Origin of the sequence: Arthrospira sp. PCC 8006, assembly GCF_046480465.1 — a bacterium.
Taxonomy (GTDB): domain Bacteria; phylum Cyanobacteriota; class Cyanobacteriia; order Cyanobacteriales; family Microcoleaceae; genus Limnospira; species Limnospira platensis.
The window spans coordinates 1-23,148 of record NZ_PKGG01000041.1 but is presented as its reverse complement, the minus strand read 5'-3'; the positions used below and the strand labels follow the sequence as shown (position 1 = coordinate 23,148).

At 43.2% G+C, this 23,148-nt stretch carries 15 protein-coding genes and 2 pseudogenes; 12 read left to right on the top strand and 5 right to left on the bottom strand.

What is annotated here, in order from left to right:
- The first annotated feature begins 571 nt into the window (after positions 1-571).
- Positions 572-1,467: pseudogene (locus tag B9T16_RS08840) on the top strand (IS630 family transposase).
- Here the strand turns inward: B9T16_RS08840 and B9T16_RS08835 are convergent.
- Positions 1,457-1,621, bottom strand: coding sequence for an RRXRR domain-containing protein (locus tag B9T16_RS08835; RefSeq protein WP_014276648.1), 165 nt, complete (start codon positions 1,619-1,621; stop codon positions 1,457-1,459). The pseudogene B9T16_RS08840 and the gene B9T16_RS08835 sit on opposite strands and share 11 nt — an antisense overlap.
- Positions 1,622-2,074: 453 nt before the next feature.
- A complete protein-coding gene (locus B9T16_RS08830) occupies positions 2,075-2,488 on the bottom strand; it encodes a DUF4278 domain-containing protein (RefSeq protein WP_006616915.1) in 414 nt (137 codons plus the stop codon).
- A gap of 598 nt (positions 2,489-3,086) precedes the next feature.
- On the opposite strand from B9T16_RS08830, the gene B9T16_RS08825 reads away from it, so the two are divergent.
- Positions 3,087-3,701 (top strand): TIGR02281 family clan AA aspartic protease, encoded by a 615-nt coding sequence (locus tag B9T16_RS08825; RefSeq protein ID WP_006616914.1) that lies wholly within the window; start codon positions 3,087-3,089, stop codon positions 3,699-3,701.
- 109 nt (positions 3,702-3,810) lie between these two features.
- Complete coding sequence (locus B9T16_RS08820) at positions 3,811-4,047, top strand: hypothetical protein (RefSeq protein ID WP_014276649.1); 237 nt, start codon at positions 3,811-3,813, stop codon at positions 4,045-4,047.
- A gap of 549 nt (positions 4,048-4,596) precedes the next feature.
- On the opposite strand, the gene B9T16_RS08815 is transcribed toward B9T16_RS08820, so the two are convergent.
- Together B9T16_RS08815 and B9T16_RS08810 are read right to left on the bottom strand one after the other, a co-directional pair.
- Positions 4,597-4,734, bottom strand: coding sequence for a hypothetical protein (locus B9T16_RS08815; RefSeq protein WP_006616912.1), 138 nt, complete (start codon positions 4,732-4,734; stop codon positions 4,597-4,599).
- A 17-nt stretch (positions 4,735-4,751) separates the two neighbouring features.
- Positions 4,752-6,443: a transglutaminase domain-containing protein gene (locus B9T16_RS08810; protein WP_410244571.1), complete on the bottom strand. Its 1,692-nt coding sequence runs from the start codon at positions 6,441-6,443 to the stop codon at positions 4,752-4,754.
- A 121-nt stretch (positions 6,444-6,564) separates the two neighbouring features.
- Between B9T16_RS08810 and B9T16_RS08805 the strand changes: the two genes are divergently transcribed.
- The 7 genes from B9T16_RS08805 to ilvA all read left to right on the top strand — a co-directional run bounded on the left by B9T16_RS08805 (position 6,565) and on the right by ilvA (position 16,291).
- Positions 6,565-7,398 (top strand): DUF928 domain-containing protein, encoded by an 834-nt coding sequence (locus B9T16_RS08805; protein WP_410244570.1) that lies wholly within the window; start codon positions 6,565-6,567, stop codon positions 7,396-7,398.
- A 115-nt stretch (positions 7,399-7,513) separates the two neighbouring features.
- Positions 7,514-9,289: a ShlB/FhaC/HecB family hemolysin secretion/activation protein gene (locus tag B9T16_RS08800; RefSeq protein WP_410244569.1), complete on the top strand. Its 1,776-nt coding sequence runs from the start codon at positions 7,514-7,516 to the stop codon at positions 9,287-9,289.
- Between the two features lie 794 nt (positions 9,290-10,083).
- A complete protein-coding gene (gene bchL, locus B9T16_RS08795; protein WP_410244568.1) occupies positions 10,084-10,950 on the top strand; it encodes a ferredoxin:protochlorophyllide reductase (ATP-dependent) iron-sulfur ATP-binding protein in 867 nt (288 codons plus the stop codon).
- Between the two features lie 35 nt (positions 10,951-10,985).
- A complete protein-coding gene (locus B9T16_RS08790; RefSeq protein ID WP_410244567.1) occupies positions 10,986-12,149 on the top strand; it encodes a DUF5331 domain-containing protein in 1,164 nt (387 codons plus the stop codon).
- 177 nt (positions 12,150-12,326) lie between these two features.
- A complete protein-coding gene (locus B9T16_RS08785) occupies positions 12,327-13,730 on the top strand; it encodes a ferredoxin:protochlorophyllide reductase (ATP-dependent) subunit N (protein ID WP_006620199.1) in 1,404 nt (467 codons plus the stop codon).
- A gap of 94 nt (positions 13,731-13,824) precedes the next feature.
- Entirely contained in the window at positions 13,825-14,742 is a 918-nt protein-coding gene (locus tag B9T16_RS08780; RefSeq protein ID WP_410244566.1) for a hypothetical protein, read from the top strand.
- A 37-nt stretch (positions 14,743-14,779) separates the two neighbouring features.
- A complete protein-coding gene (gene ilvA, locus B9T16_RS08775; protein ID WP_410244565.1) occupies positions 14,780-16,291 on the top strand; it encodes a threonine ammonia-lyase, biosynthetic in 1,512 nt (503 codons plus the stop codon).
- Here ilvA and B9T16_RS08770 read toward each other — a convergent pair.
- A pseudogene (locus B9T16_RS08770) lies at positions 16,288-20,490 on the bottom strand (PAS domain-containing protein). The gene ilvA and the pseudogene B9T16_RS08770 sit on opposite strands and share 4 nt — an antisense overlap.
- 324 nt (positions 20,491-20,814) lie before the next feature.
- Between B9T16_RS08770 and trpS the strand changes: the two are divergent.
- Positions 20,815-21,825 carry a tryptophan--tRNA ligase gene (gene trpS, locus B9T16_RS08765; protein WP_410244564.1) on the top strand — a complete coding sequence of 337 codons (1,011 nt, stop codon included), beginning with the start codon at positions 20,815-20,817 and terminating at the stop codon, positions 21,823-21,825.
- A gap of 44 nt (positions 21,826-21,869) precedes the next feature.
- Entirely contained in the window at positions 21,870-22,760 is an 891-nt protein-coding gene (locus tag B9T16_RS08760; protein WP_014276657.1) for a methylenetetrahydrofolate reductase, read from the top strand.
- Positions 22,761-23,148 lie beyond the last annotated feature (388 nt).

Genomic DNA, 23,148 nt, shown 5'->3' with positions numbered 1-23,148 from the left:
ACCGCCTGGTGGGGACTCCAACCCCTTGGTTGGATATAAGTGGTTAGGCACTGACCATCCCACAACTGTTTATATGTCCCGACGTTTGGATTCGACACCCAAACAAGGCAGGGAACTCCAGGTCACAAACGAACTGCTTGAATGGGAAGTTATGACCCCATGATAGCAGGGAGTAGAGAGTGCGAAATGTTGAGGAGACCAAATAAGGCTGTGATGCCTGAAATCACCTCCTAGTGGGGAAGCCAGCCCCGAGTCTGGATAAGAGGTCGGAGCCTCGAACCATTCCCCATAACTGTTTATACGTCCCAACGTTTGGATTGAACCCCCAAACAAGGCAGGGAACTCAAGGTCATCAAACAAACTGTTTTGAATGGGAAGTTATGACCCCATGATAACAATGAGTAGAGAGTGCGAAATGTTTAGGAGACCAAATAAGGCTGTGATGCCTGAAATCACCTCCTAGTGGGGAAGCCAGCCCCGAGTCTGGATCAGAGGTCGGAGCCTCGAACCATTCCCCATAACTGTTTATATAGCACAAGACAGAAAAGTTAGGACGTATAATGGCAAGGATATCTACAGAAGACCCAAAAGGCTAGCCCCCTACAGTTACGACCTTAGACAAAAAGTTATTAATGCAATTGAACTAGACGGTATACCCAAAACCGAAGCCAGTCAAGTTTTCCATGTCAGCAGGAACACTATCAATCTCTGGCTGCAAAGAAAAGCACAGACCGGAGACTTCCTCCCTAAACCTAATCACCGACCTGGCAATAACCACCAAATTACCGACTGGCATAAATTCAAGGCTTTTGCCCAAGAGCATGGCGACAAAACCTCCGCTCAAATGGCTCAACTTTGGGATGACGACATCTCTCCTCGCACCATATCCAGAGCCTTGAAGAAAATTGGCTTCACCAGAAAAAAAAACTTACGGCTACCAAGAACGTGATCAGCAACAGCGAGAGGAGTTTATTGCTCAGATTGAACAGATGGAGCCGGAAGGGTTGGTTTACCTCGATGAAGCTGGCATGAATAGTCAAGACTCGGATTACCCTTATGGTTACTGCGAGGAAGGAAAACGCTTCGATGCCCTCAAATCAGGGAAGAGGCAGGGCAGGGTGAGCTATATGGCGGCATGGTGTTATCAACAACTCTTAGCCCCCGATCGCTTTGAGGGTTGTTGTAATCGGACAGTGTTTGAGTTGTGGTTGGAGTTCATCTTAATTCCAACACTGAAGCCAGGTCAGACTCTAGTGCTAGACAATGCAACGTTTCATAAAGGGGGACGGATTCCTGAGCTAGTGGAGGCGGCTCAATGCCGTTTGCTCTATCTACCACCTTATTCGCCAGACCTCAACAAGATAGAGAAATGTTGGTCGTGGTTGAAAGCCCGCATTCGCCATTGCACGTGAGCAGTTTGATTCTCTCGATGATGCCATGGATTCCGTTCTCCCAGCTATGTCCTAACCACCCTGACTAATGCTATAATTGTAAATGGATAAGTCCTAAAGACTGCGGCCACACCCTGCTTCAAAAGCTTTCTGGCTCTGGCCGGATGAGTGGGACTTAACGGTTGCCCCARTGTGTCAACCACAAAAACGTAATTTTGGTAATTTGGCATTTAAGCTATCTCCCAGATGGGGTAATGTTGGCCTCGGTCATGTTAAAGGGGCTTTTTACGTCTAGCTCACTCGATATTGCCAATCCACTCATCTCGTTCCTTAAAGATAGACGACAGAGCCACAGGCTGGCGTTCACCTGTGGGTGTCATCACCCCCTTAACGTAGGTCTAATCCTGGACCTGCATCGATCATCTCCTTTGAGGAGTAATTTCCGGCAGGAGCCGGAAATTACCGGATTTTATACAAGAGACACTTCTACACCACCAGCAATTCTCATTATGGAAATTTTGCCCCAGCTTATTGAGAATCATCTCAAGAGCGATCCTTGAAAGCCCCATTCTTTCGTTCAAGATTGGGCATCATCGGGCATTTTGGACAGGATGCGGGTCAAAATGAGAATTGCTGTCTACACCACCCCAGACATTGATTTTCCGTCAAATATGCTGTAAAATCTAGCAGGCTATGTGTTGAGCTTCTGCCTCTAACAAACTCAACAATCTTTGGTCGCCTCGTTCCCGGGCTGCTTTCTGTCTCCGTTCCAGAAGACGGCACAAATTAGCCGAATGTACTTTAGCTAATTCTTCAGGAGCGATCGCACAGGTATCCCCACTCGTCGCCGGGGGTGGCTCAGGTTTAGCATCACTTGTCGCTACAGCCACCATCATAGTGTTTTGGTCTCTAGGTTCACCCACAGAGTAGGAAACAGCCCTATATTTCAGGTTTCCGTGGGGTTGGGGGACAGGAATATGGCGAGGGTAATGGAAATGGCAATCTTGGCCCCTATATTTTCCACAAACCTCTGATTCTACCACATCCATTGGTTGAAATTCATGGTTATAGTTAACGCCGCGATAGGCTAGTTTCATATCTGTTTCTCCGAAAGGGTAATTTTTAAAGTCTACTTGGTTATTCTGTATTCATTGTTACATTTTTTCCGGGTGATCCCCAATATTTTACAAAACTTTACATCTTTCCCATAACAGTCCCAGCAACCATTCTACCTAGGCCACTCACTGAACCTTCCCCCCGGCTACCCCACACAACCTGATTCCGCCCCGATTATGTAAATTTTTGTTACAAAAGTTAAGAAATATTACAAAAAATTTTTTGAGGGGGTGGGTTGCATTAGGGGTTCACCCGTGCTATTCTTTCATATAATTGAAATATTTGCGGTTATTTGAAAATTAAATTTTATTTAATTATGAAATTTTTAAATTAAACGATACCATTAGTTCTTGGCAGTTGTCAACCACCGGCGGCAATTTGGCTGAACATTTTTGTAAAATTGAAGAAAACATCAACTTTGTCCCCAAACATAAAGCTATAATGGTGGTAGACGGGTCAAAATGGGTCTGGGAATGTCAAAGTACCATCGAGATTAATCTTAGACCCCCATAAAAGGCGACAATCAAACCCTATAGAAACGAGATATAACTAAAGCTCATTTCCAAGGAAAGTCGAATTATGAATAACCACAGTATCAATGGTAAATCCCATTTTCCTAGTTTAGTGCCGACTATACCTATTACAGTAGGTTTACTGGTGGTAAGTGCCGCATTCTATCCCCAAGGGTTGGCTACAGCACAAGAACAACCAGGCTGTTTTGCTCGGACAAGATCAGGTCGGTTGATTAATCTGAATCAAATTTGTAATTTTCCCGAAGTTGTGACCCCCCCCGGTGGTACTGCTGTCCTTCCCAGTGCAGCCGCCGGAGTTTACCAAGCACCCATTATTCGGCGACACCAAGGCATCCCAGTCGTATTGGCTACTTTTAATGATAGCCAACCGTTTCCAATGATGATTGATACGGGGGCTAGTGGAACTGTGATCACGCCGCTGATGGCGGAGGTATTGGGTGTGGTTCGGACGGGGCGAGGTTTGGCGAATACCCCCAGCGAGCAAAATGTTGAATTTGACCTGGGTGAAATTATCTCTATTGAAGTTGGCGGCGCAATGGCTAGTAATTTGACAGTGGCGATCGCACCTGCTTTAGAAGTAGGATTGTTAGGGCAGGACTTTTTTGGTCAGTATGATGTGACTATTAGAGAAGATGTGATCGAGTTTCGGACGAGGGGATAATCCCTAAGCTGCCATTCCCACCCCCCCACCTACACCTACAGATTTTTGAGTGGGTAATAAAGAGCGATCGCACCATTTAAACCTAGTTGAACACATCGACTATCTTTAGATGCGGTTCAGGTCCTGGCTGTTACATCCGGGAAATCTCGCTAAACATTACCCTCACCCTAAATCAGAATCCCTGGGGGGGAGAGACCAGCGACAGGTAAGCCATGATTACTGCAAGGACGGCTATACCGAAATGACTCAAAAAATCCCTGAGCAAGTCGGCGATAAAATGACCGCAGAAATTCCTTTCCGGCGTTTTGGTGAACCATTAGATATCGCCGGGACTGTGGCTTTTTGAATGTCTCCTTTTCCTAGTAGTTATGTCAACACAGAGGTATTGCGCCGTCGTGGGATTTAATGGTTATTTCATTCCTTACCTACTGCTAAATTAGGGCGTTTTTATTAGTAAGATTTCCGTTTTTAAAAACCTCCACTATCACCCCCCTTACATTACGGAAAATAGTTAAGTTTTACTAATCATTCCGTGGAAATGGTTTTAATTTTCCCAAGTATGTTAAGAATTAATACATTTTTATTGATAATTTCTCGTAAACACTTGACGAGATTATAGGGGTTCTGCTATCATCATCTAAATCGCACCCAAGGCTTTACTATGTCTACACGCAAAAAAGTTGGCTGTAACCCCTATTTTATGGCAGTTAAAAATATTCTCTGGTCAAGTTTTTAATCTCACGAATCACGAGTTTTTCGCCTTTGTCCACTGCTCGAACTTGCCACCCCTTGACAAAATAACTTTTTTATGCTGATGGAGTTTTAAGTCTTTCCACCCCTCAGAGGAGTTAAAAGAGTTGTGGGGGGAGTCCGGGGAGGGTCAAGAAAAATGGGGTTATTGACCGCGACGTTCCTTTTCTCGGCGGCGGCGATCGCGCCAATCAGCAAAAGTCAAATAGGCGACACCACTCGTTACCAGAAGCAACAGAGCGATCGCCATGAGAAACAGAATATTAACCGTAGTAAACTCCATGAGTGCTGTATCTTCCCCTAAATGGCTGGCAGTTCATCCAAAATCGTAAACCGAACATGGTTAATCGCCAAATTCCCCAGAGAGACTTTTTCCTTATCGACAGGAAGCCCCTGGTTAGTCAGGCGTTGAAACTTCAGCCCCTTACCTATTTCTATATGATACCAAGCCAAGCCCATAAAAAACCGTAAAGGATAAGGTCCACTACCACCAGTATCATCAGGGTTAGACTCCATAGGAACCCAGCCAAAGCCAGGAATATAGAACTCCAGCCAAACATGATTATACTCTGGTTCTAGGGGAAGGCCCCGGCGATCAGCAAAAGCCGGACATTTGTAGCGTCCCACCGTCCGACAGGGTATTTCATTTAGCCGTCCCAAAGCCAGCAATACCCCCACATACTCACCGCAGGACCCTATCCCCCGGTCTAGTACCACGTCTGGGGTTTCAATTTTAGCGGTAAGGCTGTAGTCAAGGCGATCGTAAACATAATTCCGAACATTTAATAATTTACGCAGAATATTAGTTTCTGTCCCCACGGCTTCCTCAGCCGCTTGTCGGACTACGGATGATTCCATGGCGAGGTTATCATTATCTACTAGATATTTATCCTTAAATTCCTGAGTTAATGGCGGGATTTTTTCCACGTCTAAGGGATGAATTTGATATTTAATTCCTCGAACTTCTAATAATGCTTTCCAGCCAAAAATTTGTCTTTCTGTGGAGTTGAGGGGTTTAAACTTAAAAACTGCCACCCTTTCTCCGGCTTCAATTTCCTCCGTAAAGGGTATACCAATATAGGAAATTTCCCGGACTTTTTGGCGGTCAGTTTCCGAGGGGAGGGCGATACGCCATTCTACATCTTCTAAGTAAATCTCTTCTAAAGGTTCGATTTCCTCTACATAAGACATCTCAATCAGATATCCGTTAGATGTGGCATATCTTTGGGACTCATTGTAGTGAAAATAGAGGGGATGAAGAAAAGTGCGATCGCGTTTAGCTAGTTGATATTGTTCATAGGAGTTCGGGTCATCTCGGATAAATAATTCATCTCCCGCATAGGCGACATATAGCACTTTTTCCCCGGTTTCTGGGTGAGTATAGAACCCTAATCCGGTGGGATTTTCAAAGGGAGTTAAGACATTAAACTTAGTTTCTCCGGTACCACGTTCGAGACAATAAACGGTTTGTTCAAGGCGATCACATACCCACAATTCCTCATCTCGCACCGTCAAATTTTCGACCCCAATTCCGGGAGAATAAAACCGGGTAATTTCCCGACCGCTAGTGAGACTATAAACAAAGATGCATCCCCCCTGTTTAGAACTAATATAAAGGGTAGAGTTCCAGACCGCAATCCCATCAAGATTATAGGGGAGAGTTACCAAAGGTTCTGGGTTAATATGAGAGATACTATCACCGACAAAAGCCCCTCGACAAACATAAACCGTATCATAGCGAGTGAACCATAAATCCTCGGACCAAACCGCCAAACCCGTCACATCAGCAAACTCAGAAGTCTGATCAGGATTCACCACCGTAGCATTATCAGTTTCCGGGTCTATCCTCAGCAAAAACCCCCTCAAAGAATCGATCGCAAAACAACTTTTACCCACAAAAGTGATACCATAGAGTGAGGAAACCCCCATGGGTCTGATAGTTCTGTGCCGATAATTGCTAGTTGTTCCAACATTCGTTAAATTGATATTCATGCTAACTTTGACACTCCCACTTTCCAAATACAACAATTTTTCACAGTCAATTACGGAAACATTGGATACAATTTAGCTATCTTGATAACCTGTATGTTAACGAGTTTTTGAGTTGAATCCTATGGTTAAGACAACCCCTGTGATTTTATGGACAACTGTGTTGGGTGCGCTGTGTACCCAAACCATTGTCTGGGGTAGCCTAGTCCGACCCGCTATAGCCTACCCATCAAACAGAGATGTGATCATTCAAAATCAACCATCTCCATGGTTAATAGCCTTCGACCCACCCCAGCGGGGGGTTCCCGGAAGACGGGAAGGAGGAGGAACCAGAGGGACACAATGTGCTGACTATGCAAGCCTCATCAGTCTAATTCCCGTTTCCACCATGGGTTTAACCGCCCATGAGAAACCCCAATTGTTTTTTTATCTCCCGGTAGTTAGTGGGGATACCCCCATTGAGTTACTTGTGACTAAGTTACCAGATTCAGAGTCTCCCGAAACAGAAGAAATAGTGATTTATAGCACCCAATTTCAACTGGATATGGAAAATCCTGGCATTGTGGGCATAGATTTGGGGGCTCTCGACGGCTTTCCGGGTTTGGAAGTGAATCAATATTATCACTGGTACCTGACAATTTTATGTGATCCGGTTAATCAATCGGTGAACCAAATCGTGGATGGTTGGATCAAAAGGATCGACTTAGACTCAGATCAGATTCAGAAATTGGAAGGACTCAATGGAAGCGATCGCCTAGAATTCTACAAAGAAAAGACCCTGTGGTACGATATGGTCGCAGCCTTTTCCGAATTACTTTCAGATCATCAAAGGGATATTCAAATCCAGCASGCTTGGCTAGAATTATTGAGATCGGAAAATCTCGAGCAAGTAGGTAGTAATCGGGTGCGCTTGTATGAACAACCCTTTGTTCCGGGTAGGGAGGAGTTCCGCAATTAACTTCGTTATTACTTAAAGTATCCCCATAAACCCGCCTGTAAATCAAGTCAGCGAGAAATTAACCTGCTGGTAGTGCCACTAGCTGGGGCTAAACTTGAAGCCCTCCATAATCCCTATGAGTTTACATATTTCATTGATAGGTTGTCAAATGACTACCCTGTGGTTGATTCTATTTTACCCCCTTGTTCCAGCCCAGGCTTTATTTTCCCCTAATTGTGATTCCGCAGACTGTTTAGGACTTTCCCAAAGTTTCCCCCTACCCCCCCAAAGTGACCCTAACCGCGATCGCTTTTTGCAACCTCTCCCCCGACCTCCCCAAAGACCACCCAACGGCGAACCAGAAATAGAAACACCACCCCCACCTTCCCCGTCAATTCCCGGTGATGATACTCCCGTAGCGATTAGTCAAATTCAAATAATTGGCAGTAGTATTCTATCAACTGAGGAAATTAATGCGATCGCCTCTACCGTATCAAACCAGACCATCACCCTCAACCAACTGCAAAATATAGCCGATCAGATTACAGAAATCTATCTCAGACGGGGTTATATGACTTCCCGGGCTGTAGTTCCCCAACAGACTATCACAGATGGTGTCGTGCAAATTCTCGTGATAGAGGGAAGTTTAGAAAAAATCGAGGTCGAAGGAACCCGCCGCCTTAATCCCAACTACATTATCAGTCGGGTGAATTTGGGCGCGCAAACTCCCCTAAATACCCTACAACTCGAAAATCAACTGCGACTATTGCGGGTTAATCCCCTCTTTGAGTCTGTAGAAGCTAGTCTGCGTCCAGGAGGCGAGGAAGGACAGAGTATTTTAGTAGTCCGAGTCACAGAAGCTAATCCCATACAGCTTAGTTTTAGCTTAGATAACTATTCCCCCCCCAGTATTGGTAGTCAACGTTTGGGGGTTAATTTTAGTCATATGAACCTCACGGGAAGGGGTGATTTCCTCTTGGTTTCCTATAAAACTACTCGCCTAATTACTGAGGGGGAGTCGGATATCTTCGATTTTCTCTACTCTATCCCCATCAATGCCATGAATGGTACGATTCAACTGCGGATTCCTCCTTATCGCAATCGGGTGATTACCGAAGAGTTTGCAGACCTGAATATTCAGGGAAACTCTCAGCTTTACGAAATTAGCTATCGTCAGCCTTTGCGGAGGACTCCCTCGGAAGAGTTTGCTTTATCTGCGGGGTTGAGTTATCAGGAAAGTCAAACTTTGGTGGATAATCAGGGGTTGCGCTTTGGCTTTGGTCCAGATGATGATGGTAAGACCCGTCTGGTGGTTCTCAAGTTGGGACAAGACTATATAAGACGCGATCACCTGGGAGTTTGGGCTTTGCGATCGCAGTTTAGTTTGGGCTTGGGGATATTAAATGCTACCAATACCGAATTTTTGCCCAATAGCGATTTTGTCAGTTGGCTAGGACAGATACAACGGCTACAGCTATGGCGTGACAATCACCTTTTGATTATCCAGGGAGATATACAGTTAGCTGCTGACCCCCTATTTCCTTCTCAACAGTTTGTTATCGGTGGGGCTCAGTCTTTGCGTGGCTACCGTCAGAATGTCCGCGCCGGGGATAATGGCTTTCGATTCTCTATTGAGGACAGAATTACCCTTAAACGCGATCGCTTGAATTTACCTACTTTACAGTTAGCACCTTTTCTCGATATGGGCAAGGTCTGGAATCATCCCAACAACCCTAATCGTTTACCCACTCAGACATTTTTGGTGGGAGGTGGTCTGGGGTTACTATGGGAACCTATCCCTAATCTGAATATCCGTTTAGATTATGGTTTACCACTGATACAACTTCGCGATCGTGACAACAATCTTCAGGATCATGGCATCTACTTCAATGTGCTTTATACCCTTAACTAGGTGCAGGTTATTCTGCCGTCTCACGCAAACGCCAAAAATTAATAACTTTTTACAAAATGGTGCGTCAGCTTATTTATCCGTTTCCCCTCCCAGATAGATGATTTAGGGGTCTGACGCACCCTACAACGGGTCTATTCGGTGCGTCAGCTTATTTATCCGTGTCCCCTCCCAGATAGATGATTCAGGGGTCTGACGCACCCTACAACGGGTCTATTCGGTGCGTCAGCTTATTTATCCGTGTCCCCTCCCAGATAGATGATTTAGGGGTCTGACGCACCCTACAACGGGTCTATTCGGTGCGTCAGCTTATTTATCCGTNGTCCCCTCCCAGATAGATGATTCAGGGGTCTGACGCACCCTACAACGGGTCTATTCGGTGCGTCAGCTTATTTATCCGTTTCCCCTCCCAGATAGATGATTTAGGGGTCTACGCACCCTACTAATTTGTGTATTGTAACTCTTTTACTCTAAAAAAGGCACAAATTATCATAAAACTTGATAAATTTACTTGAGCTGTTATGAGAGACCATGAGATATTTATATATCCTTGATAAACTAAAATGCTTTATTTTCCGACTAAATATAAATTTATAGCCCCTTTCCATTTGCGGAAAATTCATCAATAATGGCAATCAAGAGGGACAGCGATGTTATGGGGTAAGACAAAAACCGTACTACCTGAAATAGCGATCGCCACCCCAACAAAAGCAAAGATAAAAAACTTGGGATGCTGAGTTAGTCCTAACTACTCAGCCCCCCCATGATTGAAAAAGTATGCCCCAGGAGAAAAAATCGTGAAACTCGCAGTATATGGAAAAGGTGGAATTGGCAAATCAACAACCAGTTGCAATATTTCCGTGGCCCTAGCCAAACGGGGTAAAAAAGTCCTGCAAATTGGCTGCGATCCCAAACACGACAGCACATTTACCCTCACAGGGTTCCTAATTCCTACTATTATTGATACCTTGCAGGAAAAAGACTATCACTATGAGGATATATGGCCCGAAGATGTCATCTATAAAGGCTATGGCGGCGTTGATTGCGTAGAAGCAGGCGGTCCCCCGGCTGGTGCTGGTTGTGGTGGCTATGTGGTCGGAGAAACCGTTAAACTTCTCAAAGAACTAAATGCCTTTGATGAATACGATGTCATCCTGTTTGATGTTCTTGGGGACGTGGTTTGTGGTGGTTTCGCCGCCCCCCTCAATTATGCTGACTATTGCATGATTGTCACCGATAATGGCTTTGATGCCTTATTTGCAGCTAATCGCATCTCCGCTTCTGTGCGGGAAAAATCTCGGACTCACCCCCTACGGTTAGCGGGTTTGATTGGGAACCGGACCTCTAAGCGCGATCTGATTGATAAATATGTCGAGTCGGTCCCTATGCCAGTTTTGGAAGTATTGCCGCTAATTGAAGATATCCGGGTATCTCGGGTTAAGGGGAAAACCCTGTTTGAGATGGCGGAAACTGACCCATCTCTAAGTTATGTCTGCGATTACTATCTTAATATTGCTGATCAAATCCTGTCTCAGCCGGAGKGTGTAGTTCGCAAAGATGCGCCAGATAGGGAATTGTTCTCTCTTCTGTCTGATTTTTACCTCAATCCAACCAAGCCTTCTGTTCAAACTCAGGAAGATGAGCTAGACCTGATGATGGTTTAATAAGTCTAGCTACTCAGGATAAGGAATAAGAGGTTATGGCTTTCTTCCAGGAGTTTACTACTACCCTGAAACAAAAGTGGTTAGACTACTATCAGGCTAATCGTGAATGGTTGGTTTTACAAATGGACATTAGTTCCATTGACACCCCGGATGGAGGTAGAAGGCCATCCTCAGCCATGATTTTGGGGACTATCAACGCCCTAGACCCAGAAGCGGCTCTGTTGATGTTCCCCTTTTCCAAACTTAATCCTGATCCAGAAAAGTTGATTGAGGTTCTGGGTTTACATTTTGACCCAGAGCATGAGCTGGCCAGGATTTCTGGTTCTTTACCTGATCAGCCTCCGGTTACTCAAGAACCTGTAAAGGCTGCGCCGGGATACCGTCCTCCCCGAGAGCTAATACTTGAACCAGAGCCAGAGGAAGATTTAGGTCTCGGTGATGCTGAGGAAGAATTAGCTACCGATGACATGGATTTAGGTCTCGGTGATGATGCTACCGATGACTTAGCTACCGATGACATGGATTTAGGTCTCGGTGATGATGCTACCGATGACTTAGCTACCGATGACATGGATTTAGGTCTCGGTGATGATGCTACCGATGACTTAGCTACCGATGACATGGATTTAGGTCTCGGTGATGATGCTACCGATGACTTAGCTACCGATGACATGGATTTAGGTYTMGGTGATGATGCTACCGATGACTTAGCCACCGACGACATGGATTTAGGTCTCGGTGATGATGCTACCGATGACTTAGCTACCGATGACATGGATTTAGGTTTAGACCTAGATGATGCTGGGGATGACTTAGCCACCGATGACATGGATTTAGGTTTAGACCTAGATGATGCTGGGGATGATCTAGCTACGGATGATTTAGATTTAGAGGAAAGTAATCCATTTAAAGATGATTCCTCAGATGATATCGGAGAGCTAGATCTTAGCCTAGATGGAGATGATGATTTAGGAGACTTTGGTAGTTCCTCTGATGATGATTTAGATATAGGAGACTTGAATGATGACGACAGCGATTTAGGCGATTTAGGAGACTTAGGAGACTTAGGAGATTTAGAGGAAATCAGTTTAGAAGAGCTAGGAGAGGTAACGACTGGAGATACAGATAAGTTTGATTTAGATCTGGACAGCCTGACCGAATCAAATGATGATGATATCTCAATATCAGACTTTAAATAAGTCAATCATTCCTTAACATCTAACAGGCTGGTGTACTCATTATGATTTTGGAAGTTAGTAGCCAAAGTCAACCGTTGATCATGTCTAAATTTCTGCCAGGTTGTCATCTCATAAATAGCTGGGTGTCAACAGCTTAAAAAGTGACACTAAAACTGGCTTAATTATAAGGAGAAATATATGACTGTTGCTCAACCTGAAGCACTTACCTTTGAATGTGAAACTGGTAATTATCACACTTTTTGTCCGATTAGTTGTGTGGCGTGGTTGTACCAGAAAATTGAAGATAGTTTCTTTTTAGTAATTGGTACAAAAACCTGCGGCTATTTCTTACAAAATGCGATGGGGGTGATGATTTTTGCAGAACCTCGTTATGCAATGGCTGAGTTAGAAGAGGGTGATATTTCGGCTCAACTTAATGATTATGATGAATTAAAACGACTGTGTTTGCAAATTAAACGCGATCGCAATCCTAGTGTAATTGTATGGATCGGAACCTGTACTACTGAAATCATTAAAATGGATTTGGAGGGGTTGGCTCCTAAATTAGAGGGTGAAATTGGAATTCCTATTGTGGTGGCGAGAGCAAATGGTTTAGATTATGCTTTTACCCAGGGAGAAGATACGGTTCTAGCGGCGATGGCTAATCGCTGTCCGAAAGAACCTGAAAAAGATGCGACTACGGCGACTTCAGGCGATCGCAATGCGATTCAGAAATTGCTGAGTTTTGGTAAAAAAAATGAGGATGTCACTAAGGAAGAGTCAGAATATGTAGACCATCCCCCGTTAGTGTTATTTGGTTCCCTCCCAGACCCGGTAGTAACTAATCTGAGTTTGGAGTTGAAAAAACAGGGGATTAAGGTATCTGGATGGCTTCCAGCGAAGCGTTATACGGAACTTCCGGTTTTAGAAGAGGGTTATTATGTATCGGGGGTAAATCCGTTTCTCTCGCGCACCGCAACTACTTTAATGCGTCGTCGTAAGTGTAAACTGATTGGCGCACCGTTCCCCATTGGACCTGATGGAACACGAGCTTGGATTGAAAAAATTTGCTCTGTATTCGGTATTGAACCCCAGGGATTAGATGAACGAGAAGCTCAAATTTGGGCGAATTTAGAGGATTATCTTGAGTTAATCCGGGGTAAGTCGGTGTTCTTTATGGGGGATAATTTGTTAGAAATTTCCCTAGCACGTTTCTTGATTCGCTGTGGGATGACTTGCGCGGAAATTGGCATTCCTTATATGGATAAGCGCTACCAAAAGGCGGAGTTAGACTTACTGGAAAAAACTTGTCATGAAATGGGGGTTCCGGCTCCGAAAATTATGGAAAAGCCGGATAATTATAATCAGATTCAACGGATTTATGAACTTCAGCCGGATCTGGTAATTACGGGTATGGCTCATGCGAATCCTTTGGAGGCGCGGGGTATTAATACTAAGTGGTCGGTTGAGTTTACTTTTGCTCAAATTCATGGGTTTACTAATGCTCGTGATATTCTGGAGTTGGTGACTCGTCCCCTCCGTCGTAACCATAACCTGAAAGATTTGGGTTGGAGTAATTTGGTGAAGGAGGCTAAGGTTTAATCAATTACTGTTGATGGAAAGGAGAGCGATCGCTTTAGGTCGCTCTTTTCGCGTTTGATTAGGATTTTCGATACATTGTCCAGCAGATATGACTATGAACACAATCGTTAATTATCATGTTATTGACCCTAAGAATATTGGGGATTTGTTCTCGTCCCCAGTCAATTATTTTCAGTTTCCGGGTTATGAAGTTATCAAGCGAGATATTCGGACTCTGGATAATTCCCCGCCACTAGAAGACGCGGAAACTCTATTGAATCATCATGCGATCGTTGGTGGTGGTGGGTTAATGTTTGACCGCTTTTTGCCGAATTTTCAACGTTTACAAGCTGGTACAAATGGCAATAGTTTGATTTTATGGGGAGCCGGACAGCAGGTTTATCAACTGAAAAATTCCGGTTTAACAGATGGTTCACACTCACCCTATAATAACAATATTTTTGACTATACCCCTTATTTAAAAGATTTTAATTGTATTGGAATTAGGGACTATAATCAAGGTTATGATTGGGTTCCCTGCGTGAGCTGCATGGATAAAGTTTTTGATAAGGAATACTCTATTCAGCAGGAATTTGTAGTATTTTCGCATAAAAAATTTCAACTTAAAATTGATTCATTTCCTCGGATGACTAATGAAGGTAACAACTTTGAGGAAATTATTAGTTTTTTGGCTTCAGGGGAAACTATTTTAACCAGTTCTTTCCACGGAGCCTATTGGGGAACACTGCTAGGACGTAAGGTTTTAGCTTTCCCATTTACCAGTAAATTTTTGACCCTAAAACATCCAGTTGCTATGTATCCAGGGATTCATTGGAAACAACCAAAACGGGAGATAAAAATATTGGGAAAAACTCTATATCAGCGATTTGATGAAAGTAAATTTTTGTGCAGTACGGATAATTGGCGATCGCATCTAAAACACTGCCAATCTTATCCGGAAAGTTTACAAGAATGTCGCGATCGCAATAATTGGTTTTATCAGCAAGTCATGAATCACCTAAGTACAGTATAATCTAAATTCATGCAATTTTGACCTTTGGCCCAAAGTTATGCACTCCGACTACCTAAAACGAATCCTCACCGCCCGGGTCTATGATGTCGCCCAGGAAACCCCCCTAGAATTAGCTCCTAGACTATCCGAAAGGTTAAATAATCAAGTCTTCCTCAAGCGAGAAGATATGCAGTCTGTGTTCTCATTTAAACTGCGGGGAGCCTATAATAAAATAGCCCAATTAACCCCGGAAAGCCTCGCCCAGGGAGTAATAGCCGCCTCAGCGGGAAATCACGCCCAGGGGGTAGCTTTGGGAGCCAGTCGCCTAGGAAGTAGGGCAATTATTGTTATGCCAACTACTACCCCAGATGTGAAAGTACAGGCGGTTAAAGCTAGAGGCGGGGAGGTGGTTTTATATGGAGAAACCTTTGATGATGCCTATACTTACGCCCGCCAATTAGAAGTAGAAAAAAATTTAACTTTTATTCATCCCTTTGATGACCCAGACGTGATTGCCGGACAGGGAACTATTGCCATGGAAATATTAAGGCAATATCAAAAGCCTATTGATGCTATTTTTGTGGCTATAGGAGGCGGCGGTTTGATTTCTGGTATTGCGGCTTATGTAAAACGACTGCGACCAGAAATTAAAATTATTGGGGTGGAACCTGTGGATGCTGATGCGATGTCTCAATCTTTGAAAGCTGGACATAGGGTAAAATTATCGGAGGTGGGATTATTTGCTGATGGGGTGGCGGTGCGACAGGTGGGAGAGGAGACTTTTCGCCTCTGTCAAACTTATGTAGATGATATTATTTTAGTGGGAACTGATGATATTTGTGCCGCAATTAAGGATGTGTTTGAGGATACTAGATCAATTTTAGAGCCCGCTGGTGCATTAGCGATCGCCGGAATGAAAGCCTATGTGGAAAGGGAGAAGCTCAATAATTGTACTTTAATTGCTGTAGCCTGTGGCGCAAATATGAACTTTGACCGTCTGCAATTTGTCGCAGAAAGAGCCGAATTTGGAGAACGACGCGAGGCGATTTTTGCCGTGACAATTCCTGAACAACCGGGAAGTTTACGCAAGTTTTGTAACTGCTTAGGAAAACGTAATCTCACCGAATTTAACTATCGCATTGCGGACGAAAAAGAAGCCCATATTTTTGTCGGTGTTCAAATTCAAGACCGGGAAGATGCCCAAAAGTTAACGGAAACCTTTGCCGAACATGATTTAATCGCCATCGATTTAACAGATGATGAATTAACTAAAATGCACTTGCGCCACATGGTAGGCGGTCGTTCTCCTCTGGCTCATGATGAGTTATTATATCGTTTCGAGTTTCCCGAACGTCCGGGTGCATTAATGAAGTTTGTCGAGTCTATGAGTCACACTTGGAATATTAGTTTATTTCACTATCGCAACAATGGCTCAGACTACGGCCGTATTGTGGTCGGAATGCAAGTTCCCCCCCAGGAAATGCAGAAATGGCAAGAGTTTTTAGACACCCTAGGATATCGCTATTGGGATGAAAATAAAAATCCTGCCTATAAATTGTTTTTAGGTTAATGATAATTTTCCATGATTAACTGTTCAGGAATTTCGGCAAATTTAGCGACAGTTTTGGGAATGTTATCCCAATCAAAATCCTGAAGTTGCTGTTTGAGGGTTGCCACATCATCGAGTAAAACTGTCGATTGATGTTCTTGTCCTAACATCTCTAAATTTTGAATAAACTGCTTAATTTCTCGGGAAACTAAAGTTTCTCGTAAATGAGGTAAAGTAACTTCTACTTCCTGACGCAATTTGGCGGCTAATTCTGGTAATCTCACAGGTTTTAATGAGACTTGATATGATGGCTGTTTATCTGTGGCTTCGGTGAATTGAGTAGAATTTAGGAACTTCTTGAGTTCAGCTACAATTTGTGCTTTAGTCACAGGTTTTGATAAAAAACCATCGCATAATTGCTGCAAATCTTGTTCATGGCGCTGTTGGGGAGATGCTGTTAATAGGACAATGGGAATATGGTTAGTTAGTTCGTTTTGTTTGAGAAACTGGGTGGCTTCTCGTCCATCCATACGAGGCATCCGTAAGTCCATAAAAATAATATCTGGCTGATAAATTTGGGCTAACCTAATGGCTTCTTCTCCATCTTTGGCGGTGATGATTGTATGATATGTATTGGCTAAATATTCGGCTAGTAAATCCAGATTAGAACGGACATCATCAGCCACTAAAATACTAGCAGGTTTAAACTGTCCTAAATTATCATCAAGGGCTATTAGAGGCGATAATATTGTGGTTTCTGTGGCTATTTTGACATCAGGGAAATCAAAGGTAAATGTGCTTCCTTGGTTGATTTGGCTTTCTAGATGAATTGAACCACCTAGGAGATGGACTAACCTTTTTGTAATAGTTAGACCTAAACCTGTACCTCCGTATTTGCGGTTACTTTGACCTTGACTTTGGGTAAATGAGTCAAAAATCTTCTGTTGGTCTTCGGGAGAAATACCAATACCTGTATCAGTAATGGCAATTTTGAGGTTAATAGAATTATAGGGATGATTGGGTTTGAGTTGTGAACAAGAAGCCATAATTTTAACTGACCCAAATTCCGTAAATTTGATGGAGTTTCCCACAATATTAAATAGAATTTGTCACAGCCGGACTTCATCCATGATAATACTGTAGGGTATTTTTGGGTCTACATCAACTTCTAGTTTCCGGTTATTTTCCCTGGCTTTTTGTTGAAAAATATGCTCAATTTCATTAATAATGGTGCGTATATTAACGGGTTCATAGTGTAATTGTAATTTTCCGGCTTCGATTTTCGATAGGTCTAAAATGTCATTGATTAATGCTAACAAAGTACGACCACTAGAGGCGATCGCCTTAATATAAGAAGTGGCTTTAGGGTCGGTAATTGTAGATTGTAATAAATCAGTAAAGCCTAAAACTGCATTCATGGGTGTCCGAATTTCATGGCTCATATTAGCTAAAAATTCGCTTTTAGCACGGTTGGCGGCTTTGGCTTCCTCCGTCATCTTTTTAAGTCTAATATTTTTATAGGTTAATTCTTGGCGTTGCTCTTTTTCTTGGGAGAGTAGTTGTGCGTGAGCGATCGCAATTCCTAATTGACGTGCTACCGCTTCTATAAGTTCCATTTCATCAATAGTCCAGACTCGCTTATGGTCGCATTGATGCAGGCTAATAATACCATTAGGTTGACCATGATAGAAAGTGGCGATCGCCAACATGGATTTCAGATGTTATGACTCTTCAAAATATTCATGGGTCTGCAAAAAAGGAGAAGCCATATTCAGTTCTAATAGCTTAATTAAGCAATCATTTTTATGGCATGAATCGCCCTATTTTGCTCCATTATGTACTCTATATAAGGGTCATTGTCAAAGGCTACCGCCTCCTTTAAATCCCCAAGTAAATGACATGGATGCTGAGAATATTTAGCTACTAAAGCCCCATGGGGCAAAGGATATTTTTGGTAAGTATGAATTAGACAGCAGTTGACTTTAAAGGCTTTACCAATTTGTTCCACTGCCGTTGTGAAAATTTCTTGAACATCTAAACTCTGACGAATTTTCTCGGTAATTCTCTGGATGATTAGGGTTTTTTGTAGTTGATTTTGTAGAGCATTTTCGAGGTTTTTACGATGAGTTATATCTTCAGCAATACCAGTATATCGATAAATGTTTCCCTGTTTATCTCGCACTGGAAAAGCACGAGACTCAATCCAACGAATTGAGCCATCTGGTCTAACAATTCGGTAAGTTTCATTAAAAGCAGCAATACCTTGACTAATTTGCTTATTTAAAGCCTCAGTCATAGCGTTACGGTCTTCTGGATGAACACACATTAACCATAAACTAGGATTTTTATATAAACTATCTCGACTTTGTTGCCAAATTTGCTCATAAGCGGGAGACACATAAAGCATTTCTCCAATAGCGCTATTAATAAAGAAAACTTGATGGATATTTTCGGCTAACTGACGAAACTTTTCTTCACTCTCTTTTAAAGCCAGTTCAGTTTTTTTGCGTTCACGCAGTGCAGCTTGCTGTTCGCTAATATCCGTGTGAGTTCCAATTACCCGCAGCGGTTTTCCGTCGGGACTGCGATACATCACCCGACCCCGATCAAGAATCCATTTATAACTACCATCTTTGCACTGAATACGATGTTCACTAATATATTGCTCTGTTTCATCATTTAGGTGTTTATTTAATGCCTCGAATACTTGCGGTTTATCATCGGGATGTATTCGTTTTTCCCACTCCTCAACATTATCGCTAATTTCCTCATCCCTAAAGCCGAGAAGTTGTTTCCAACGTCGAGAAAAATAAACCTGATTGGTTTGAGCATTCCAATCCCAAACTCCATCACCATTTCCTTCTAAAGCAAATTGCCAACGTTGTTCACTCTCTTGTAAAGCAATTTCCGCTTTTTTGCGGTCTGTAATATCCCTAGCTGCTGCATAAATGCGATCGCCTACGGGAGTAGAACGCCACTCTATCCAACGATAAGAACCATCCTTAGCTTGATAGCGATTGACAAAATTAAGCACCGAATTTTTTTGAGATAAATTTGATATTTGCTCAAGGGTAGGTTGCACATCATCGGGATGCAAAAATTCTATAAAAAACCGACCCTCTAACTCTTCTATGGTATATCCTAAGCTGATTTCCCACTGTTGATTTAATCGCAAAAATCTTCCTTCTAAGTCAGCAATACAAAGCAAATCCAGAGCCATGGAAAAAAAANTCATATAATTCTTGGGTTTTTTGCTGTAAAGCTAGTTCGGTATTCTGACGCTCAGTTATGTCAAAAATTGCACCATCGAGACCCAGCAAATTTCCCTGTTCATCAAACTTACCCCTACCCTTTTCATCAACCCAACGAATACCACCATCTCGATGAATAATCCGGTATTCTACAATAAATGATTCATGTACAGCTACAGCTTGTAAAATCTCGGTGGCGACAGCTTTTTTGTCATCAGGATGAATGATGTTATTATAGGAGATCACCCGATTGTTGATAACTTCATCCGCTCGATAACCGCAAATATCTTCAATGGCATGGCTGATAAATTTCATCGTCCAATCTTGGTCACAAGCACAGCGATAAATCGCACCAGGAAGATTAGCAAGTAAAGCCCGAAATGATACTTCTGAATATTGAGGATTGAGTACATGGGTGTTTAAATTTTGCAATTTTTCGAGCAAATTGGCTTGTTGAATAGCGATCGCCAAATGTACAGATATAATCTTCAGCAGATCTACTTCCTCTGGTAGCCATTTCCGGCTATCACTACACTGATGAACAATCAAATATCCCCAAATATCTCCACTCACCCAAATAGGAACTATCAAAATTGCCCGCACTTGCAGCCGAGCCAGAAATTCTATATAATCATCTCCTAGATGGGTCTGATAAATATCAGCGATCGCCATTACTTCGTCTATAAATGCCTGATACTTCCAGAATATTGGGGCGATGTTTTCCTCGCTGACAAACCAGCAAATATCCTGAAAAGAGGCAGCTCTGATCTGGAGACTACCATCAGATTCTAAGGGACAAATCAAAGCGCGATCGCTTTGCCACAACTCAGATAATTCCGTGACTACCGTATCAAAAATCGTGTTTAAATTAGCCAACTCAACCATCTGGTTAGCTATTTTGAAAAGCAAGTTTTCCCTAGGAGTCGCCGTAGTAAGTTGGTCTGATCGTGCTAAAATCTGTGGAATCATTGGATTTGTCCCCTGTCTGAATCATCTTAGGAAAAATTAACTCGGAAAATTCACAGTGTAGAGTTATATTCCCGCCCCCATATCAAATACTGTTGACTGAATCACTAAAAATTATCAATGCCTATGATTCCATTTTGCCAGATTTGCTAACCAAATATCTACCCCCTAAATAAACCATGGTAAAATTTGCCGTTAGTGGGTTGAACCTGGTCTATGGGGTCTATGGGGACAGGGCCCAAGTTCCGGTATAATTCCCAATTCAGTTCAAAACCCCGCTTTGTATTGTTTAAAATAGAGTTTTAAGTTAAGTTCACAGCAGCAATCATGGATAAGCAGCGAATTCTCTCAGGAGTACAACCAACGGGAAACCTACACCTAGGTAACTATCTGGGCGCGATCCGCAACTGGGTAGAAGGTCAGAAACAGTATGATAACTTTTTCTGTGTGGTAGACCTACACGCGATCACGGTTCCCCACAACCCCGCGACTCTGGCGGCGGATACCTACACGATCGCAGCCCTTTATTTAGCCTGTGGTATCGACCCAGAACATTCAACTATTTTTGTACAGTCCCATATTTCCGCCCACAGTGAGTTAACCTGGCTTCTCAACTGTCTGACCCCCATTAACTGGCTGCAAGATATGATCCAGTTTAAGGAAAAAGCCGTTAAGCAGGGGGAAAATGTCAGCACGGGTTTATTGGACTATCCTGTATTGATGGCCGCCGACATTTTGCTTTATGATGCCGATCGCGTTCCGGTTGGGGAAGACCAAAAACAACATTTGGAACTGACACGGGATATTGCTGGCAGATTTAACCATTTATTCGGTCAACCCGATCAGGAAATTCTCAAAATCCCTGAACCTCTCATTCGTACAGAAGGCGCGCGGGTCATGAGTTTAACTGATGGGACTAAGAAAATGTCTAAGTCTGACCCCTCCGAGTTAAGCCGGATTAACTTATTAGACCCCCCAGATGCGATCGTTAAGAAAATTAAACGCTGCAAAACTGACTCGGTGCGAGGGTTAGCTTTTGATGTTCCAGACCGCCCCGAATGTCATAATCTGCTGAGTCTATATGCTTTGCTCTCTAACCAAACTAAAGCACAAGTGGCGGCTGAATGTGCAGAGATGGGGTGGGGACAGTTTAAACCCCTGCTGACGGAAACGGCGATCGCCGCCCTCAAGCCTATTCAAGAACGCTACAAGGAAGTTATGAGCGATCGTGGTTATTTAGAGTCCATATTGCGTACAGGTCGCCAACAAGCCGAGGCTGTAGCCAATCAAACTTTAAGCCGCGTTAAAGATGCCCTAGGTTATTCCAAACCTTTGTAATCTCGCTGAATTTACCTTGAATTTTTACATCTAAAACCGCCATAATGAACCGATTTAGGACTGCTTGTTTGAACCCCAAAGAATTTGTGATCACCGCCGAAGTAGCACCCCCAAAAGGCGGCGATCCCACTCACATGATCGAGATGGCGCGGGGTCTAAAAAAACGCGTCCATGGGGTTAATATTACTGATGGCAGTCGGGCTGTTTTAGGGATGAGTTCCCTAGCTTCCTGCGTAATTCTGCAACATCATGGCATTGAACCGATTTTACAAGTGGCTTGTCGCGATCGCAACCGGATTGGTTTACAAGCCGACCTCCTGGGAGCGCACGCCCTAGGAATTAGGAATATTCTCGCCCTCACAGGTGATCCAGTCAAAGCGGGAGATCATGTTAATGCTAAACCAGTTTTTGATTTTGAATCCGTGCGCCTATTACAAGCTATTAATAAGCTAAATAATGGCATGGATTGGAATGACAAAAAGCTGCCCCATGGTCGGACAGACCTATTTCCGGGAGCCGCAGTAGACCCCCAATCTCCCAGTTTTTCCGGGTTACAAAGTCGTTTTTATCGCAAATTAAAAGCCGGGGCTTGTTTCTTTCAAAGTCAATTAATCACGGATTTTGAAAGGCTCTATAAATTCATGAATCAAGTGGCTTCTGATACGGATAAACCGATTTTGGCGGGAATTTTCCTCCTGAAATCCGCGAAAAATGCCATTTTTATTAACAAATATGTTCCCGGTGTTAACATCCCCGACCACATTATCCACCGTTTAGAAAAATCATCACATCCCCTGGAAGAAGGCATTAAAATTGCGGCGGAACAAGTACAAATTGCACGTCAAATTTGCCGAGGTGTTCACCTTATGGCGGTTAAACGAGAAGACCTCATCCCGAAAATATTAGATGCAGCCAATATCCCCCCATTACCATAATAGCGGAGGGTAGAACCATGGAGTTTTCGATATGATGGGATACAGCCAACTCCAGGAGAAGCCACCGCGCGTCTACACCCCTTTCCCCCTGGGGGAGGGGCTTCAGAATGTACTTGATGGCTAGAGAAGGCGAAGCTGTTACCAAAACTGGTGAAGGTGATTTGAATCAGGTCTGACTAACCGAGTAGATGAAGTTGGCATTTGGGCGCAATAATTCAATCAAATGGTAAAGCAACTCAAGGATTTATTCAATACATTATCATAGCCCTCAGAACTGAGAAATTATCCCAAGCCAATCAAGAGATTATTAGCTTCAATGTGACCAAAATCTAACTTTTGCCATAATTCCCCCCAAATTACCATGAGCGACAATATAACCGAGGTGCGA

Excerpts from the sequence above, each read along its gene's own strand:
- B9T16_RS08830 (WP_006616915.1), bottom strand. The coding sequence starts at position 2,488 with ATGAAACTAGCCTATCGCGGCGTTAACTATAACCATGAATTTCAACCA.
- B9T16_RS08825 (WP_006616914.1), top strand. The coding sequence starts at position 3,087 with ATGAATAACCACAGTATCAATGGTAAATCCCATTTTCCTAGTTTAGTG.
- B9T16_RS08820 (WP_014276649.1), top strand. The coding sequence starts at position 3,811 with ATGCGGTTCAGGTCCTGGCTGTTACATCCGGGAAATCTCGCTAAACAT.
- B9T16_RS08815 (WP_006616912.1), bottom strand. The coding sequence starts at position 4,734 with ATGGAGTTTACTACGGTTAATATTCTGTTTCTCATGGCGATCGCTCTG.
- B9T16_RS08810 (WP_410244571.1), bottom strand. The coding sequence starts at position 6,443 with ATGAATATCAATTTAACGAATGTTGGAACAACTAGCAATTATCGGCAC.
- B9T16_RS08800 (WP_410244569.1), top strand. The coding sequence starts at position 7,514 with ATGAGTTTACATATTTCATTGATAGGTTGTCAAATGACTACCCTGTGG.
- B9T16_RS08785 (WP_006620199.1), top strand. The coding sequence starts at position 12,327 with ATGACTGTTGCTCAACCTGAAGCACTTACCTTTGAATGTGAAACTGGT.
- B9T16_RS08780 (WP_410244566.1), top strand. The coding sequence starts at position 13,825 with ATGAACACAATCGTTAATTATCATGTTATTGACCCTAAGAATATTGGG.
- ilvA (WP_410244565.1), top strand. The coding sequence starts at position 14,780 with ATGCACTCCGACTACCTAAAACGAATCCTCACCGCCCGGGTCTATGAT.
- trpS (WP_410244564.1), top strand. The coding sequence starts at position 20,815 with ATGGATAAGCAGCGAATTCTCTCAGGAGTACAACCAACGGGAAACCTA.
- B9T16_RS08760 (WP_014276657.1), top strand. The coding sequence starts at position 21,870 with ATGAACCGATTTAGGACTGCTTGTTTGAACCCCAAAGAATTTGTGATC.